Consider the following 16,462-nt stretch of genomic DNA (forward strand, 5'->3'; position numbering starts at 1 on the left):
CGGGGGGCTTGTTCGTGACCTTACGGCGGTCACCCGTCCCGCCGCCAGACACCCCCCGCGCCGCCCCGCCACCCACCCGCCCCACGAACGCCCCGCCCGCGCGCCCACGCCCCCGTGCGCGGGCGGCGCCGCCCCCATGGAGTCGCTCGGGAACGGCGCCGCCCGTGGCGGGGTCAGACGGTCGCGGCGGCGGTCAGGGCCCGGGTGGTCAGGACCGTGGCGAGGTGGGTCCGGTACTCGGACGAGCCGTGCAGGTCCGTCGGGGGCTCGGTGCCTTCGGCGGCCCGTTCGCCTGCTGAACGGAACGAGTTCTCCGACACCGTTCGGCCCTCGATGAAGCGTTCGACGGCGGACGCGCGCACCGGGACGGGGCCCATGTTGGTGAGCGCCACCCGGGCGTCCTCGATCGCGCCGCGCTCGCGGCGGACCGCGCACGCCACGCCGACGATCGCCCACGCCTGCGCCGTCCGGTGGAACTTCTCGTAGTGCACGCCCCAGCCCGCGCCGAGCTTCGGGATCCGGACGGCGGTCATCACCTCGTCCGGTTCCAGCGTGGAGGTCATCCAGTCCACGAAGAACTCGGCCGCCGGGATCCGCCGCTCGCCGCGCACCGACCGGGCGAGCACGACCGCGTCGAGCGCGAGGGCCGCGGCGGGCAGGTCGCCCGCCGGGTCCGCGTGCGCGAGCGAGCCGCCGAACGTGCCGCGATGCCGTACCGCCGGGTCGGCCACCGTCGCGGTCGCCGCCGCGATCAGCGGCGCGTGCTCGCGGACGAGCGGGTCCCGCATCACCTGGTGGTGCGTCGCCGTCGCGCCGATGAGCAGCGCGTCGCCGTCGTCGCGGATCTCGCGCAGCTCCCCGATGCGCTCCAGGTCCACCAGCGCGTCGGGGTAGGCGAGCCGCAGCCGCAGCAGCGGCATCAGGCTCTGCCCGCCCGCGATCGCCTTGGCGTCCTCGCCCGCCTCCGCGAGCGCGGCGACCGCCTCCTCGACCGACGCGGGCCGCACGTACTCGAACGCCGCCGGGATCACCGCGCACCTCCAGCCGATCCGAGACCGCCCCCGGCCCCGGGCTCCGCGCCCTCGCCGCCGCGTTCGCCGCGTTCGCCGCGCAGGGCGCGCCAGACGCGTTCGGGCGTGCAGGGCATCGGGACGTCGGACACGCCGAACGGCCTGAGCGCGTCCACGATCGCGTTCACCACCGCGGGGGTCGAGGCGATCGTGCCCGCCTCGCCCACGCCCTTCACCCCGAGCGGGTTGGACGTCGCGGGCGTCTCGGTGCGGTCGGTCGTGAACTCGGGCAGGTCCGCCGCCGACGGCAGCAGGTAGTCGGCCATCGTCGTCGTGGTCAGGTTGCCCTCCGCGTCGTACACCGCCTCCTCGTAGAGGGCCTGCGCGATGCCCTGCGCGAGCCCGCCGTGCACCTGCCCCTCCACGATCAGCGGGTTGACGACCTTGCCGACGTCGTCGACCGCGACGTACGAGCGGAGCCTGACCATGCCCGTCTCGGTGTCGACCTCCGCCGCGCACAGGTGCGTCCCGTGCGGGAACGAGAAGTTGTCGGGGTCGAACGTCGCGTCGGAGTCCAGCGACGGTTCGAGCCCGTCCGGCAGGTCGTGCGCGGCGAACGCGGCGAGCGCGACCTCCTGGAGTGTCGCGCCCTCGCCCGCGACGCCCCGCACCCCGAACCGGCCGCCGGTGAACTCCAGGTCCTGCTCCGCCGCCTCCAGCAGGTGCGCGGCGATGCTCCGGGCCTTGTCCACGACCTTGTCGCACGCCGCGTACAGCGCCACCCCGCCGACCGCGAGCGACCGCGACCCGTAGGTGTCCATGCCCTTCGGCGCGATCGCCGTGTCGCCGTGCAGCACCCGGACGTCCTCGAACGGCACGCCGAGCCGGTCGGCCGCGATCTGCGCCCACGCCGTCTCGTGGCCCTGCCCGTGCGCGGACGACCCCGTCACCACCTCGACCTTCCCGGACGGCAGGATCCGCACCGACGCGTGCTCCCAGCCGCCCGCGCCGTACGACAGCGAGCCGAGCACCCGGGACGGCGCGATCCCGCACATCTCGGTGAACGTGGACACCCCGATCCCGAGCCGCACCGGGTCGCGCCGCTCGTTGCGGTCGGCCTGCTCGGCGCGCAGCTTGTCGTACTCGAACAGCGCGAGGGCCCTCTCGGTCGCGGCCTCGTAGTTGCCCGAGTCGTACGTCAGCCCCGCGACCGTCTCGTACGGGAACTCCTCCTTGGCGATCCAGTTGCGGCGCCGCACCTCGATCGGGTCGAGGTCCAGCTCCGCCGCCAGCTCGTCCATCAGCCGCTCGATCGCGTACGTCGCCTCGGGACGTCCCGCGCCCCGGTACGCGTCGGTCGGCGTCTTCGTCGTGAACACGCCCGTGCACGTGAACGAGTAGGCGTCCATCTTGTAGATGCCGTTGAACATGAACGCGCCGAGGATCGGGATGCCGGGCGTCACCAGCATCAGGTACGCGCCCATGTCGGCGAGCAGGTCCACCTTCAGCCCGCGGATCCGCCCGTCCTCGTCCGCCGCGAGGGTCAGCCGCTGGATCTGGTCGCGGCCGTGGTGGACGGCCATGTTGCCCTCGCTGCGCGACTCGGTCCACTTCACCGGGCGGCCGAGCCGGCGCGCGAGCAGCAGCGCTATGACCTCCTCCCCGTACACCTGGAGCTTGGAGCCGAACCCGCCGCCCACGTCGGGCGCGACGACCCGCAGCCGGTGCTCGGGGATCCCCGTCACCGTCGCCAGCATCAGCCGCAGGATGTGCGGGATCTGCGTGGCGGAGTACAGCGTGAACTCGTCGCCCTCCGGCACGCACAGCACCGACCGCGGCTCCATCGCGGTGGGGATCAGCCGCTGCTGGACGTACCGGCGTTCGAGCACCACGGGCGCGTCGCGCAGCGCCGCGTCGAGGTCGCCGTTCTCGAACACCCACGTGTACGACTTGTTGGTCCCGAGGCCCTCGTGCACGAGGGGCGAGCCGTCCTCGACCGCCGCGTCCATGTCGACGACGGGCGCGAGCGGCTCGTAGTCGACGTCGATCTCCTCCAGCGCGTCGAACGCCGCGTAGCGGTCGCGGGCCACCACGCACGCGACGGGCTCCCCGGCGTACCGCACCTCGTCCACCGCCATCGGCGGATGGTCCGGATGCTTGATGTCGTCGGTGACGAGCCACGCGCAGGGCAGCGATCCCTGCTCGTCCGCCAGGTCGGCGCCCGTGAACGCCGCGACGACGCCCGGACGCTCCCGCGCCCGCTCGGCGTCCGCGCGGACGATCCGCGCGTGCGCCTGGGGGCTGCGCAGGAACGCCACGTGCAGCGTCCCGGCGGGCTGCATGTTGTCGGTCCAGCGCGTCCTGCCCGTGACCAGCCGCGCGTCCTCGGACCTCCGGCGCGGGGCGCCGACCTCCGGGGCCCCGGCCTCCGGCGCCGCGGTCATGGCGCCACCTCCTGCCCCGCGGGCCGCTGGTCTGCGGGCCGCCGCATCTCGTCGGCCGCGCGCCGTACGGCCCGGACGATGTTCTGGTAGCCGGTGCAGCGGCACAGGTTGCCTTCGAGCCCCTCGCGGATCTCCCCGTCGGACGGGTCGGCGTTGTCGCGCAGCAGGTCGATCGAGGCCAGGATCATGCCGGGGGTGCAGTAACCGCACTGCAACGCGTGGTCCTCGTGGAACGCCCGCTGCATGGGGTGGTCGCCGCCGAGCCCCTCGACGGTGGTGATGTCGCGGCCGTCCGCCTGGACGGCGAGCACGGAGCAGCTCTTCACGCTCAGCCCGTCCATCAGGACGGTGCAGGCTCCGCAGTTGGTGGTGTCGCAGCCGACGGGGGTTCCGACCTTCCCCAGCCGGTCGCGCAGGTAGTGGACGAGCAGGAGGCGCGGTTCGACGTCGTCCTCGTACGCCGTTCCGTCGACCTCGACGCGGATTCGTGGCATGCGTTCCTCCCCAGGGGCGTCTCGGTTCGGGCTTGCACGGGAGAGACGTCCTCGGCGGGAGGGGCGCGCTGACGGTCCGGCCACGCCATCGGGGCCCACCTCCGGGAAAGGCGACCATCCGAAGGTATGACGGGGCCGAACCGCGTACTAGTCCCCCGTTCTCCCTAATTGCACGGGCCCCGTCCCGCGCGGGGACGGGGCCCGGCGGGCGCCTAGTGCACGCGGAGCAGGACGGGCCAGGTCTTCGGTCCGACGACGCCGTCGGCGTCGATACCGCCCCATTTCTGGACGGCGCGCACGGCCTTCTCCGTCGTGTCGTCGAACCGCCCGGTCACGCTCACCTCCGGGTGGCTGCGCGCGAGCAGGAGCCCCTGAACGGACTCGACGTGCTCGCCGTGGTCGCCCTTCGCGAGCTGCGGGAGCTTCTTCACCATGGCCTCCATCCAGTCGTTGCCGCCGTAGGCGGGCCGTCCGTACCCGGCGATGACGTTCGAGGCGCGGACGCGGCGCTTGCACGCGTCGGAGGTGTTGCCCTCGATCGTCTGCACGCGCCCGTTGCCGAGCGCCTTCTCCACGATCCCGACGTGGTCGATCGCGCCGACGGAGTTGGTCGCGCCCCAGTCGAAGAACACGATGTCGCCGGGCTTGGCCTTGTTGACGTTGGCCGTCGTGCCGCTGTGCCAGCGCCCGGCCTTCTGGAAGTCCTGCGCGTGCCACACCGTGTAGGCCCGGTCGCCGCCCGGCAGGACGGCGTCGGCGTTGTCGCTGTGCCGCGCCCAGTAGGTCACGGCCATGTCGCACCAGGACGCCTTGAGGAACTCGTCCCCGTGCCTCTTGGCGTACTCCCGCGTGATCTTGTTGGGCCGGCCGGACATCCCCAGCGTCTTGCGCGCCTGCGCCAGCATCCCCGCGGCGCTCACCGGTCGCCCTCCCCGCGGTAGACGCCGTCGGAGTCCGGCTCGCCGTACAGTTCCCGCAGCAGGGTCTCCTCGTCGGTCTCGGTGGCCCGATGGACGTCGGGATGCACGTCCACCTGCCTCATGTACGTCAGCTCCTCGGCATCGGTCCGAGTCACGTCGCCTCCAGAAGGTTCCGCACCACCGCCGCGCCGCGTAGCGTGCGCGACCCGACACCGACGGTAGTGGCACTGTCTTGCTTTCTCCGGCTTTTCCGTCAAGACCCATCCGCGGCTCAACGCACATGTGTCTCTCAGGATGGGTGTCACCGCGCGGTACCTGCACGGCACAGCCGCGCGGGGTCATCACCGCCCCCGGAACCGCGAATCCCCACCCACCCCAAAGACCACCCCAGAACCACCATTCCGGACAGCCAGCCCCCCGCCCAGACACCCTTCCAGCCAACGCCGAACGCCCGCGACGGCCGTCAACGCCCTGGCGCGCGAGGTGTTCGCCAGGTCGCTGGGCCTCACGGCGTCGCTGGGGTGAGTGCTTTGGTGTAGAGGACTGTGCCGTCCTGGTCGCGCAAGCGTACGGTCAGGGTTCGGGATTCGGCGTCGATTTGGACTTGGCCGAAGAATTGGGAGCCTTCGGCCGGGGAGGTGTTGGCGTGCGGAGGCGCCTGGTGGAATTTGAGTTGCGGGCCGAACGTGGCGTCCAGGGGGTTGGGGCCGAAGGCGCCGGCGTTCAGGGGGCCTGAGACGAACTCCCAGAACGGGTCGAAGTCTTTGAAGGACGCCTTGGACGGGTCGTAGTAGTGGGCCGCCGTGTAGTGGACGTCGGCCGTTAGCCAGACCATGTTACGGACGCGGTGGTGTTTGGCGTACGAGAGGATCTCGGCGATTTCGCGTTCGCGGCCCAGGGGGGCTCCGGGGTCGCCTTGGGCTGCGGCTTCCTGGGCCGTTCCGTCGGGGACGACGAGGCCGAGGGGGAGGTCGTTCGCGATGACCTTCCAGGTGGCCTTGGAACGGCGCAGTTCGTGTTCGAGCCAGGCCGACTGGGTCCGGCCGAGGAGGCCGCTCTCTGAGGTGGGGGAGTTGTTCGGGCCGTTCGGGTCCTTGTAGGTGCGCATGTCGAGCATGAAGACGTCGAGGAGCGGGCCGTACGAGATCTTCCGGTAGATCCGGCCGGAACGGGGCGCGGCGGTGGGGGTGTACTCGAACATCGCCTGGCGGGCGCGTTCGGCGAGGACGTCCACGCGCTTCTCGGTGTATTGGGGGAGGTCCAGGATCTCGCCCGGATACCAGTTGTTGAGGACCTCGTGGTCGTCCCACTGGTAGAGCATCGGCGTGCGGGCGTTGAACGCCTGGAAATTGCGGTCCTGGAGGTTGTAGCGGAACTGGCCGCGGTATTCGGCGAGGGTCTGCGCGACGTTCGACTTCTCCGGGGTGACGATATTGCGCCAGGTACGGCCGTCGGGGAGCTTGACGGTCTCGTCCAGGGGCCCGTCCGAATAGACGAGGTCGCCGCTGCACAGGAAGAAGTCGGGGTCGAGGTCGTTCATCGCGGAGAAGATGCGGTAGCCGCCGATGTCGGGGTTGATGCCCCAGCCCTGCCCGGCGAGGTCGCCCGACCAGACGAACGAGACGTCGCGGGCGGTGCGGGGCGCGGTGCGGAGGCGTCCGGCGGCGGGCGCGGAGAGCAGGCCCCGGTCCAGGTCGGCGAGCCGCACCCGGTAGTGGAGCTCCTCGCCGGACGGCAGGCCGCGCAGGAACGCCCGGCCGGTCAGGTCGGTGCGCGGCGTGAGGACGGGGCCCCGGACGTGGCGGGCGTTCCGGAAGTCGGGGCGGCGGCTGACCTCGACCAGCATCCGCGCCGGACGGTCCGCGCGGGCCCAGACGACGGCGCCGTGCGCGGTGGCCTCGCCGCTCTGCACGCCGTGGGTGAGGCCCGGCCGCGGGCGGACGAGGGCCGACGCGGACGCGGCCCCGGCAGCGCGACCGCCGCGCCGGTCAGTAGGCCGCCGCGCAAGAGTGTCCGCCTGTCCATGCCCGCTCCGTTCCGCTTGAGGGTGGTCCGGGCGCATGGTCTCGCCGGGCGGCGTACGCGGCCAGGACCGGAGGTGGCCGCGGTGTGAACGGCGTTGATCGTTTCGTGGGCGACTTGACAACGCTCCGTAGCTGCGTGTCTCCTTGGGGGCATGTCAGCGCGCGTCTCCCACGCCAGCCCTGTGGCCCTCCGCCGCGTGGCCAGCGCGCTGTGTCCTTCGTGTTGTCGCTGACCCGTTCACCGGCCCGGCTTCCGAACACACGAAGGACCTTGGACCCATGGTTCCCGACCTCACGATGCGTGGTCACGACGATCCCCACGGGCGTACGGTGCGCAGCCGTCCGCCGACGGTGGGTCAGCTCGCCGTCCGGCTGCGCGAGCTCGCCGCCCGCCCGGGCGACTGGTGGCACCGCGTCGCGTTCGATCCCGACGCGCCCGTACGGGTCGCGCTGAGCGAGGCGCGCGGCGTCCGGACGTGGCTGGTGACCTGGCCGCCCGGCCACCGCACGGGCGTGCACGACCACGGCGGGACGTCGGTCAGCACGGTCATCGCGGGCGAGCTGGCCGAGGTGACGATCGCGTCCGACGGCGTCGCCGAACGGCCCCTGCGCACCAACCGGGTGCGCGTGCACGGCGGCGGGCACGCGCACGAGCTGACCAACCCCGGCCCCGCCTACGCGGTGACGCTGCACGCGGTGGCGGTCACCGCCTCCTGAGCACGTCCCGCACGCCGCCGGTCCAGCCGACGGTGAGCGTGCGGCTGGTCAGGGACGCGCGCCCCCGCGTCCGGGTACGGTCGCCGTTCGCGCAGGTGAGGGTGATGTCGCCGGACGCGGCGACGGTGCCCGAGCAGAACGTGGGGCGGTTGAGCGCGGCGGCGCCGCGGAACAGGTGCAGCGCGACCTTGCCGGACGTCCAGGTGCCGTCCAGGCTCGACCGCCGTTCCGCGCCCGGACGCACCCCGTTGACCGTGGGCGGCGACGGGCGGGACGCGGACGGCGTGGACGGCGCCGGGTGCGAGGCGGGCGGGTCCGCCCTGTCGGGTCCGTTCCCGCTACAGCCGGTGACCAGCAGCCCGGCCGCGAGCGCGGCGGCGGCCGTCCGGATCATCGGTCCTCCTTCGTCGGCGCCCGCCCGGGGTGCGCCGCGGCGCGCCCCGGACGGACGGGGGTTCAGCGCCGGGCCTTGAGCTTGAGGGTGACCTTCTTCGGGGCCTTGCGGGTGGCGTGCTTCGCCTGCCGCTGCTTGAGGATCTTGCCGGCCTTCGCCGCGACGGGCCCGGACGTCAGCGCGTTGCCGGGGACATTGCTGGCGTTGATGCCGCTGCCGAGCGCCATCACACCGGTGAGGTTCATCGAGTTCTTGGACGGGTCGGCCGGCAGGCCCATCATCTGGTTGATGACGCCGTCGAGGATGCCCCACGGCCCGCAGCCCTTCGCGGCGGGGACGGCGATCGGCGCGTCGATCCCGATCTGCGCCGCGACCCAGCCGAGCTGCGGGTCGAGCGCGAGCCCGCCGGAACGGAACGTCGGCGCGAGCTTGGCCTCGATCGGGCCGATCACGCAGTTGCCGCCGAGCAGGGTGTTGTTGAGCTTGACGTTCAGGCTGGCCTTCGCGCCGATGCCGGTGTCGGTGACGAACACGTGGATGGGGCCCGCCAGCGACTGCGTGACGGTGAGCTTGTTGACCGCCCACATCGCGGCCGGGGTCTTGCCGAGGATCGGGCCGACGAGCGGGAGCTGCCCGATCAGGCCGCCCGGCACCTCGACCGGCGCGGACTCGAACTGCTGCCCGGTGACCGGCGGCTTCAGGACGGGCTCGCCCGTCTCGTCCGGGTCGCCGAGGTAGCCGGTGATGCGGATCGCGCCGCTCGGCAGCTTCTGCTCGAACGTGCCGATCTTGACGCTGCCGCCCGTGGTGACCTGCGTCTGGCAGATCGACCCGCGCGGGCACTGGTTCTGGAACCGGGCCGCGTTGTTCGGGTACCCGGCCGACAGCGGCGGAACGGACTGGTTGGGCGTCCCGGTCGGCGGCGCCGCCGGGTCCAGGCGCCCGATCCTCCCGCGGCCCGGCGAGGTGAACCACAGCTCGCCGCCGGGCCCGTTCATGATCCGCATGGGGGAGGACAGGGTGGCGGGCAGGGGGTGCTCGGTGACGCTCCCGGACGCCGGGTCGATCGAGCCGACGTTGCTCGCGGCCGACTCGGTGAACCACAGCCTGCCGTCGGTCCCGGCGACGATGCCGGTCGGCTTGGAGTCGGCCGTCGGCACCCCGTACTCGGCGATCTGCCCGTCGGACGGGTTCAGCGCGCCGATCTTGCCGACGCCCGGCTCGGTGAACCACAGCCGCCCGTCCGGGCCCGGGACGATCTCGCCGAGGGCGGGCAGCCCCGTTCCGGCGGACGGCGCGGTGTAGGAGGTGACCTTGCCGGTCGCGGGGTCCAGGCGCCCGATGGACGCGTCGTTGTTGGTGAACCAGACCGCGCCGTCCTGGCCGATCGTCACCGCGTACGGCGTGAGGCCGGTCGCGTACGCGGTCACGGTGCCGGACGCGTCGATCCTGCCGAGCGCGCCGGAGTAGCCGCCGGTGAACCACATCGCGCCGTCCGCGCCGGCCGCGATGCCGGTGACCTGGGCGTTGGCGAAGTTCACCGCGCCGGTCAGGGGCAGCTCGTACAGCGTGGACGCGCCGGTGGCGGGATCGACGCGGCCGACGCGCGGGACGCTGACGGAGATGTCGGTGAACCAGAGCGAGCCGTCCGAGCCGGCCGCCATCGCGTCGGGGATGCCGAGGTTCTTCTGCGAGTTGGCGGCCACGGGGTACTCGGTGACCTTGCCCGCGCCGTCGATCCTGCCGACGCCGCCGCCGTTCTCGGCGAACCACACGCTGCCGTTCGGGCCGTTCGCGATGCCGAGCGGCGCCACGTCCGGGATCGGGAGGCCGATCTCGGTGACCTTGCCCGGCGCGGCCAGCCCCGGCGCGGCCGGGATCGCGAGGAACGAGCTCGTACCCACCACGGCCGCCAGCGCGAGCGCCCCGGCCCGCCTACCTCGATGGCCCATGCCATCGCCTCCTTCGGCTTTTGCCCGGGACGGCGCGTTTTCGCGCGACGGCGCGGGTTTCTCGTGTGAGCGTTAATAGAAACCCGTGGGTGTTTCACGTCAAGGAGGTCGTTCGGGACGGTCCGCTTGTGGTCAGGGAGACAACCGGCGACGGCAGGAGGCGTCCGTGCGCGAGCGCCCCGAGGGGCGGGCCGTGTGTCAGGGGCGGCGGGCCAGGTGGGGTGCGGCCGCCTCCTTGCCGACGAGGGGGAGCAGCGCGAAGTAGGTCAGCTCGGGGAGCAGCGCGGGCAGGTCGGCCGTCTCGCCCGACTCGATCCGTACGTAGAGGGCGCTGTAGACGCCGCCGACGATGGCGTCCACGACCGCGACGGGGACGGGCTCAAGGTCGAACGCGGGGTCGGTGAAGAAGCCGCGGAAGCCGTGCAGGTACTCGATCCGGGCCCGCCGCACGCGCGGCCCCGCCGCGTTGACCTCGACGAGCGAGACGCGCGCGAAGTGCGGCTCGGCGGCCATGGTGGCGAGCATCGCCCGCAGCGCGGCCCGGATGCCCTCGGCCCAGGACGACTCGTTGGCGTAGGCGCGGCCCATGCGGCCCAGCACGATCGCGGTGCCGCGCTCGTACGCGGCGAGGAAGCAGCCGTCCAGGTCGCCGAAGTGGGCGTAGAACGTCTTCTTGGTGACGCCCGCGGCGCCGGTCACGCGGCTGATCGTGGTGTTGCGGTAGCCGTGCTGGGCGACGACCTGGACGAACGCGTCGATGAGGCGGTCGCGCTGGATCCCGGCGACGGTCTCGGGCGGGAGGCCGTGCCGTCCCGGCTTGATGGCCCGCTCCGGCTCCCGGGCGGAACGCGACCCTGGAAGCGCGTCCGCCCCCGAATCCCCGGACATCGGCAACTCGCGGTCTCTCGGTCTCCTGAACGGAACGGCCCGCTGACCGCCCGTCCGGAACAGACTACTCGCCGTTCCGAAACGACGGCCCCCGCGCGCCCCCGCCCAGGGCCGACCCGTGCTTCAGCGGCGCTGCGGCAGCGCTTCGGCGGCGGGGAGTGCGTCCGGGGCCCGACGCGCGCCCCGCCGGGGCGCGGGGTGCGCGCTCCGGCGGGGAGCGGCGTGCGTTCCGGCGGGGCCTTGCACGTGTCCCGCCGGGGCGCGGGGTGCGCTCCGGCGGGACGGGTGGTCAGGCCGTGGCGGGCTTGGGGGCGGTCTTCGGCGCGGGCTCGGCGGGGGCGGGCCGCTCGGTGGGGCCCGAGGTCAGGTCGCCCTTGCGGCCGTTGAAGACCTTCTCGTCCAGCAGGCCCTCGGACCTGGCGACCAGGACCGGGACGGTGAGCTGGCCGGTGACGTTCAGCGCGGTGCGGGCCATGTCGATGACCTTGTCGATCGCGATCAGGTAGCCGACCGCCTGGAGCGGCAGGCCGACCGTGGTGAGCGTCAGGGTCAGCGCCACCAGCGCGGGGCCGGGGGTGCCGCCGGTGCCGAGCTGGCCGATCACCGCGGCGAGCGCGATCAGCGCGTAGTCGGCGATGCCGAGGTGGACGCCGGTGTACTGGGCCACGAAGATCGCGGCGACCGCCGGGTAGATCGCGCCGCAGCCGTCGAACTTGATCGTGGCGCCGAGCGGCTGGGCGAAGCTCGCGTACTCGGTCTGCACGCCGTTGCGCTCGATCTGGACCTTCTGCGCGATCGGCAGGGTGGCCAGGGACGACGAGGAGACGAAGCCGAACTGGATCGCGGGCCAGGAGTTGCGCAGGAACGTCAGCGGCGAGACGCGGCCGAACACCCGCAGCAGCACCGGGTAGCCGACGAACAGCATGATCGCGACGGCCAGGTAGATCGCGCCGGTGAACTTGGCCAGCGGCGACAGCGAGCTCGGCCCGTACGTCGCGACGACCGAGCCGATCAGGAAGAACGAGCCGATCGGGGTGAGCCGCACGACCCACCACACGACCTTCTGCATGACCAGGTACAGGTCGTCGATCAGGCCGGTCAGCCGCTCGCCGCGGTCGCCGATCGCGACCAGCGCGGCGCCGAACAGCACGGCGAACGTGACGACGCCGAGCACGTTGCCCTCCGACATCGCCTTGACGATGTTGGACGGGAACAGGTTGTGCAGCACCTGCGTCCAGGTGACGGCGTCGGTCTCGGTGGACTCGCTCGCCAGCTTGCCGAGCCCCTTGCCCGGCTCGATGATCAGCCCGACGGCCAGGCCGATCGCGGTGGCGATGGCGGAGGTGGCGACGAACCAGCCGAGGGTCTTGGCGGTCAGCCTGGCCACGCTGCCGACGTTGCGCAGCCGCCCGACGCTCACCACGATCGCGGCGAACACGAGCGGGACGACCACGACCTTCAGCAGGCTGACGTAGACGTCGCCGAACGGGTCGAGCCAGTTCCCGGCGATCTTCTCGCCGTCGCCGAGGTTGTTCATCAGGGCGCCGGCGATCACGCCGAGCACGAGCGACAGCACGATCTGCTGCCAGAACTGCCACTTCCAGACGCGCAGGTTCACGGGTGGGACTCCAGGAGTCGGGTCCGCCCTTGCCGGGGGTCGCTTCCGTGCGCGTCGGGTCGCGGTCGCGCGGCGCCGCCTGCGCGGCGGGACGCCCCCGGCGGGACGGCGCGGACGCGTCGCGGGGCGGCGGTTCCCGGGGCGCCCGGCGCTGGTGCGGCTCGGAACGTTCCGGAGGGCGGAGGGGTGAGAAGAAGGAGAAGAGAAGGGGGGCGGGGAGCTGGTCAGGCGCGACAGAGGACGCTGGCGAGGCGGCACAGGTCCACGTGCAGCCGGGCCACGAGCACAACGCTCTTCTCGGAGAACCTCACGGGCACAGTTAACCCTGATGTCCGGTTTGTGGATTCCCGGGCAGGGGTGTGATCCTGGTCACATCGGGCGCGGAGGTACGGGCTCAGCGGCGGCGGGAGCGGGTGACGATGCGCAGGATGCCGACCACGCCGAGCCCGATCAGCACGGTCGGCACGAGGGCGGTCATGCCCATGACGGACGCGCCGGAGAGCCCGCCCGCCAGGAACACGCCCGCCGCGGTGAGGAAGAACAGCCCTGCGAGGAGGGTGCCCGCGTCGAACGGGTGCCTGGCGGGCGGCGGGGCCGCGGCGTCCGCCGCGTCCCCGGGCCTGGTGGTGTCGGGCCGGTCAGTCACGGGTCACCTTCACGTCTCCGAGCCGGGCGCGGATGCGCAGGACGATCTCCGGCGGGTTCCGGACGGCCGCGCCCTCGGGTTCGAGGACGTCGGCGGACTTGGCGTTGGGGCCGCTGATCGTCCGGCCGCCGACCGAGAGGTCGCCGAGCCCGACGCGGGCGTCCAGCACCACGCGGGTCGCGCGGGGGACGGCGACCCGCAGGTCGCCCGCCGTCACCTTGGCGTCGATGGTCACCCGGCGGCCGCGGTCCACCGGCAGCGCGGTCAGGTCGAGCCGTGCGGTGCCGATGCCGAGCCTGTACTCCTGATGGGAGAGGGTCGCGTCGGTCGGTCGCCAGTCCACGTCCATGTACCTCATATCAGCCGGGACCGCCGTCGCGGCCGAGGTCGTCAGCAGGGCGACGGTGAGCAGGGCGCCGACGGTCGCGAGGCCCCGCACCCGGAACCAGGCGCCCAGCACCATGCCGAGGCCCACGACGGCGAGCGCCGGGGCCATGATGACCAGCGCCGCGTCCAGCGGCTCCCGGCCGTGCGCCACGGGCGTCATCGCCGCGGCGGCGGCCATCGCGGCCAGCAGCGTGATCGGCGTCAGCGGCGACTTGGCGCGCGGCGCGCGGGTCCGCGCGGGAGCCGCGGTCGCGCCCGCCGTCCCGCCGGGGTACGGCGCGTCGCCCGGGAACGGGAGGCCCGTCCCGAACGGCCCGTCGTCCGCCGGAGGCGTGCCCTGCCCGGCCCCGGGCGTGCGCGGCGAGCCGAGCGTGGCCAGGTCGATCATGCCCTCCGGCAGCCCGCCGCCCGCGCCGCGCGACGTCCCGAAGACGTCCTGGTGCAGGCTCGTCCCGGAGCCGGACCCTTGGAACGCCGCCTCCCCGTACGCGGGGGCGGGGCGCGGGGGATGCCCGGCGAGCCGTTCGGGGAACGAACGCGCCGTGCCGACCAGGTCCACGCCCCGGGCGTGCGCGACGAGCAGGACGAGGCCGAAGACCGTCAGGACCGCGATCGAGTCGGTCGAGACGCCGCCGAACAGGCTCAGCGCCACCCCGGCGCACAGCAGCGCGCCGAGGACCGACAGCACTCCGGCGCCGTCCAGCCACCGCTTGAAGAGCTTCTCGGCGGCCGAGCTCTCGCCGGGCCGCCCCGGCATCAGCAGCGCCGCCGCGATGTAGAGCAGGATGCCCTGCCCGTGCGCGAGGACGAGGACCGCGAAGCCGACCCGGTAGACGACCGGGTCGATCCCGGTGAACCGCCCGATGCCCGTGCAGACGCCCGCGAGCACCCGCCGCTCGGGGTCGCGGGTCAGCCGCCGGTAGCCCTCCTCCGGCGGTCGTGTCGCGGTCGTCGCGTGCTGCTCCTCGGCCATGGCCACCATCGTCGCCGCTCGCGCGGGCGCCCGCCATCGGGGGAACCCCTGAGCCGACCCTGAGGAACGGCGCGCCCGGTCGGGGCCGTGCCCTGATGCGCGCGGCGGCCGGGCATGTGACGATCGTTGACGTGGGACGTTGATGTTGGGGAGACCACTGATGGCGGGAGCGGCGACGGTGAACGAGGCGGTGCCGTCCGCGCCGCGGCTGGAGCGCCGCCGCGACGGGCGGCTGGTCGCGGGCGTGTGCCGCGGGCTGGCGGACAACCTGGGCATCCAGGTGCTGTTCGTGCGCGCCGCGTTCGTGCTGCTCACGGTCGCGAGCGGGATCGGCTTCGCCGTCTACATCGCGTTCTGGGTGCTCACGCCGAGGCAGCCGGCCGGCGCCGCCCCCGCCCGGTCCCGCTGGGCCGCGCGCGACTGGGCCCAGCTCGCCGCGTACATCGCGGTGACGTGCGGGCTCGCCGCCCTGCCGTGGGGGACGCGGGTCGCGCAGGTGTGGCTGTGGCCGTTCGTCGTCGGCGGCGTCGGCGCGGCGATCCTGTGGCAGCAGGCCGACCGCGACCAGCGGCAGCGCTGGGTGGTGCCGCTGCGGCAGCGGTGGCTGCGCAGCCTGCTCGGCCTGCTGCTGGTGGTCGGCGGCATCGGCGGCTTCGTGGTGCGCAACGTCGACGCCGGGCAGGCCCGCGAGGTCGTCATCGCGATGCTGATCATCCTGACCGGGGTGGCGGTGATCGTCACGCCGTGGCTGGTGCGGCTCTGGCAGGACCTGGAGGCCGAGCGGCACGAGCGGATCCGCTCGCAGGAGCGCGCGGAGCTGGCGGCCCACGTGCACGACTCGGTGCTGCACACGCTGACGCTGATCCAGCGCAACGCGGCCGACCCGCGCGAGGTGCAGCGCCTCGCCCGCTCGCAGGAGCGCACGCTGCGCACCTGGCTGTACCAGCCGCGCGCCGACCCGGACCAGACGTTCGCGCCGGCGATCAAGCGGATCGCGGGCGAGGTGGAGGACGATCACGGCGTTCCGATCGAGGTGGTGTGCGTGGGGGACACCGAGCTGGACGAGCGGCTCGGCTCGGCGCTCCAGGCGGCGCGCGAGGCCATGGTGAACGCGGCGAAGTACGCCGGGGCCCCGTCGGTGTCGGTGTACGCCGAGGTCGAGGGCGACACCGTCGAGATCTTCGTCCGGGACCGGGGCAAGGGGTTCGACCTGGAGCAGGTCCCCGGGGACAGGATGGGCGTCCGGGGGTCCATCATCGGACGTATGGAGCGCAACGGGGGCAAGGCCACGGTCCGTACCGCCCCGGGCGAGGGCACCGAAGTGCGTTTGGAGATCGGGAAGTCGTGAGCGACGTGAGCGAGCCGTTGAAGAGGGTCGTGCTGGTGGACGACCACCAGATGTTCCGCACCGGCGTGAAGGCCGAGCTCGGCGGCGCCGTCGAGATCGTCGGCGAGGCGGGCGACGTGGACGAGGCGGTGACGGTGATCAAGGCCGTCCGGCCCGACGTGGTGCTGCTGGACGTGCACTTGCCGGGCGGGGGCGGCATCGAGGTGCTGCGGCGGCTGCACGGCGCCGTGCCGTCCCGCTTCCTCGCCCTGTCGGTGTCGGACGCCGCCGAGGACGTCATCGGGGTCGTGCGCGGCGGCGCCCGCGGCTACGTCACCAAGACCATCTCGGGCCCCGAGCTGACCGACGCCATCGAACGGGTCGCGGGCGGCGACGCGGTGTTCTCGCCGCGGCTCGCGGGGTTCGTGCTCGACGCGTTCGCGGCGAGCGACGTGCCCGCGGTGGACCCGGAGCTGGACCAGATCACCCAGCGGGAGCGCGACGTGCTGCGCCTGATCGCGCGCGGCTACGCCTACAAGGAGATCGCGAAGGAGCTGTTCATCTCGGTCAAGACCGTTGAGACCCATGTGAGCTCCGTCCTGCGCAAGCTTCAACTCTCCAACCGGCACGAGCTGTCCCGCTGGGCCGCCGCCCGCCGCCTCGTCTAG

The 16,462-nt window shown here is 73.2% G+C and carries 15 protein-coding genes; 3 read left to right on the plus strand and 12 right to left on the minus strand.

The features are described 5' to 3' along the window. Positions 1-173: 173 nt before the first annotated feature. The 6 genes from GEV43_RS19325 to GEV43_RS19345 all read right to left on the minus strand — a co-directional run bounded on the left by GEV43_RS19325 (position 174) and on the right by GEV43_RS19345 (position 6,780). On the minus strand, positions 174-1,031 hold the full coding sequence (locus GEV43_RS19325) for a xanthine dehydrogenase family protein subunit M (protein WP_160821895.1): 858 nt from the start codon (positions 1,029-1,031) through the stop codon (positions 174-176). Continuing rightward, entirely contained in the window at positions 1,028-3,454 is a 2,427-nt protein-coding gene (locus GEV43_RS19330; protein WP_160821896.1) for a xanthine dehydrogenase family protein molybdopterin-binding subunit, read from the minus strand. Before GEV43_RS19330 ends, GEV43_RS19325 begins: the two co-directional genes overlap by 4 nt. Further along, on the minus strand, positions 3,451-3,948 hold the full coding sequence (locus GEV43_RS19335; protein WP_160821897.1) for a (2Fe-2S)-binding protein: 498 nt from the start codon (positions 3,946-3,948) through the stop codon (positions 3,451-3,453). The genes GEV43_RS19330 and GEV43_RS19335 overlap by 4 nt, the downstream gene beginning before the upstream one ends. Positions 3,949-4,160: 212 nt before the next feature. Beyond that, the gene (locus tag GEV43_RS19340; RefSeq protein ID WP_309239716.1) at positions 4,161-4,868 is read right to left on the minus strand and encodes a peptidoglycan-binding protein; all 708 of its coding nucleotides are present in this window, start codon (positions 4,866-4,868) and stop codon (positions 4,161-4,163) included. Further along, the gene (locus GEV43_RS46895; RefSeq protein WP_164717141.1) at positions 4,865-5,023 is read right to left on the minus strand and encodes a hypothetical protein; all 159 of its coding nucleotides are present in this window, start codon (positions 5,021-5,023) and stop codon (positions 4,865-4,867) included. Before GEV43_RS46895 ends, GEV43_RS19340 begins: the two co-directional genes overlap by 4 nt. 350 nt (positions 5,024-5,373) lie before the next feature. Beyond that, complete coding sequence (locus GEV43_RS19345) at positions 5,374-6,780, minus strand: alkaline phosphatase D family protein (RefSeq protein WP_309239717.1); 1,407 nt, start codon at positions 6,778-6,780, stop codon at positions 5,374-5,376. A 391-nt stretch (positions 6,781-7,171) separates the two neighbouring features. Here GEV43_RS19345 and GEV43_RS19350 point away from each other — a divergent pair, with 391 nt between their 5' ends. Further along, the gene (locus tag GEV43_RS19350) at positions 7,172-7,609 is read left to right on the plus strand and encodes a cysteine dioxygenase (protein ID WP_160821898.1); all 438 of its coding nucleotides are present in this window, start codon (positions 7,172-7,174) and stop codon (positions 7,607-7,609) included. Here GEV43_RS19350 and GEV43_RS19355 read toward each other — a convergent pair. From GEV43_RS19355 to GEV43_RS19380, 6 genes are all read right to left on the minus strand, one after another. Further along, positions 7,596-8,003, minus strand: coding sequence for a hypothetical protein (locus tag GEV43_RS19355; protein ID WP_160821899.1), 408 nt, complete (start codon positions 8,001-8,003; stop codon positions 7,596-7,598). The genes GEV43_RS19350 and GEV43_RS19355 overlap by 14 nt on opposite strands. A gap of 62 nt (positions 8,004-8,065) precedes the next feature. Further along, positions 8,066-9,955, minus strand: coding sequence for a hypothetical protein (locus GEV43_RS19360; protein WP_160821900.1), 1,890 nt, complete (start codon positions 9,953-9,955; stop codon positions 8,066-8,068). A 198-nt stretch (positions 9,956-10,153) separates the two neighbouring features. Beyond that, on the minus strand, positions 10,154-10,843 hold the full coding sequence (locus tag GEV43_RS19365) for a TetR/AcrR family transcriptional regulator (protein WP_160821901.1): 690 nt from the start codon (positions 10,841-10,843) through the stop codon (positions 10,154-10,156). A 289-nt stretch (positions 10,844-11,132) separates the two neighbouring features. Beyond that, positions 11,133-12,461: a dicarboxylate/amino acid:cation symporter gene (locus GEV43_RS19370; protein WP_160821902.1), complete on the minus strand. Its 1,329-nt coding sequence runs from the start codon at positions 12,459-12,461 to the stop codon at positions 11,133-11,135. 394 nt (positions 12,462-12,855) lie between these two features. Further along, entirely contained in the window at positions 12,856-13,107 is a 252-nt protein-coding gene (locus tag GEV43_RS19375) for a hypothetical protein (RefSeq protein ID WP_160821903.1), read from the minus strand. Then, complete coding sequence (locus GEV43_RS19380) at positions 13,100-14,467, minus strand: PspC domain-containing protein (RefSeq protein ID WP_160821904.1); 1,368 nt, start codon at positions 14,465-14,467, stop codon at positions 13,100-13,102. Before GEV43_RS19380 ends, GEV43_RS19375 begins: the two co-directional genes overlap by 8 nt. Before the next feature lie 160 nt (positions 14,468-14,627). Between GEV43_RS19380 and GEV43_RS19385 the strand changes: the two genes are divergently transcribed. Together GEV43_RS19385 and GEV43_RS19390 are read left to right on the plus strand one after the other, a co-directional pair. Continuing rightward, the gene (locus GEV43_RS19385) at positions 14,628-15,815 is read left to right on the plus strand and encodes an ATP-binding protein (RefSeq protein ID WP_175250091.1); all 1,188 of its coding nucleotides are present in this window, start codon (positions 14,628-14,630) and stop codon (positions 15,813-15,815) included. Continuing rightward, the gene (locus tag GEV43_RS19390; protein ID WP_160821905.1) at positions 15,812-16,462 is read left to right on the plus strand and encodes a response regulator transcription factor; all 651 of its coding nucleotides are present in this window, start codon (positions 15,812-15,814) and stop codon (positions 16,460-16,462) included. Before GEV43_RS19385 ends, GEV43_RS19390 begins: the two co-directional genes overlap by 4 nt.

The sequence above is a fragment of the Actinomadura sp. J1-007 genome, assembly GCF_009793335.1.
GTDB lineage: Bacteria > Actinomycetota > Actinomycetes > Streptosporangiales > Streptosporangiaceae > Spirillospora > Spirillospora yumaensis.

Bases quoted from the DNA above. Each gene is read 5' to 3' on its own strand.
- GEV43_RS19350 (WP_160821898.1), top strand. From the start codon at position 7,172: ATGGTTCCCGACCTCACGATGCGTGGTCACGACGATCCCCACGGGCGT.
- GEV43_RS19360 (WP_160821900.1), bottom strand. From the start codon at position 9,955: ATGGGCCATCGAGGTAGGCGGGCCGGGGCGCTCGCGCTGGCGGCCGTG.
- GEV43_RS19330 (WP_160821896.1), bottom strand. From the start codon at position 3,454: ATGACCGCGGCGCCGGAGGCCGGGGCCCCGGAGGTCGGCGCCCCGCGC.
- GEV43_RS19385 (WP_175250091.1), top strand. From the start codon at position 14,628: ATGGCGGGAGCGGCGACGGTGAACGAGGCGGTGCCGTCCGCGCCGCGG.
- GEV43_RS19355 (WP_160821899.1), bottom strand. From the start codon at position 8,003: ATGATCCGGACGGCCGCCGCCGCGCTCGCGGCCGGGCTGCTGGTCACC.
- GEV43_RS19380 (WP_160821904.1), bottom strand. From the start codon at position 14,467: ATGGCCGAGGAGCAGCACGCGACGACCGCGACACGACCGCCGGAGGAG.
- GEV43_RS19335 (WP_160821897.1), bottom strand. From the start codon at position 3,948: ATGCCACGAATCCGCGTCGAGGTCGACGGAACGGCGTACGAGGACGAC.
- GEV43_RS19365 (WP_160821901.1), bottom strand. From the start codon at position 10,843: ATGTCCGGGGATTCGGGGGCGGACGCGCTTCCAGGGTCGCGTTCCGCC.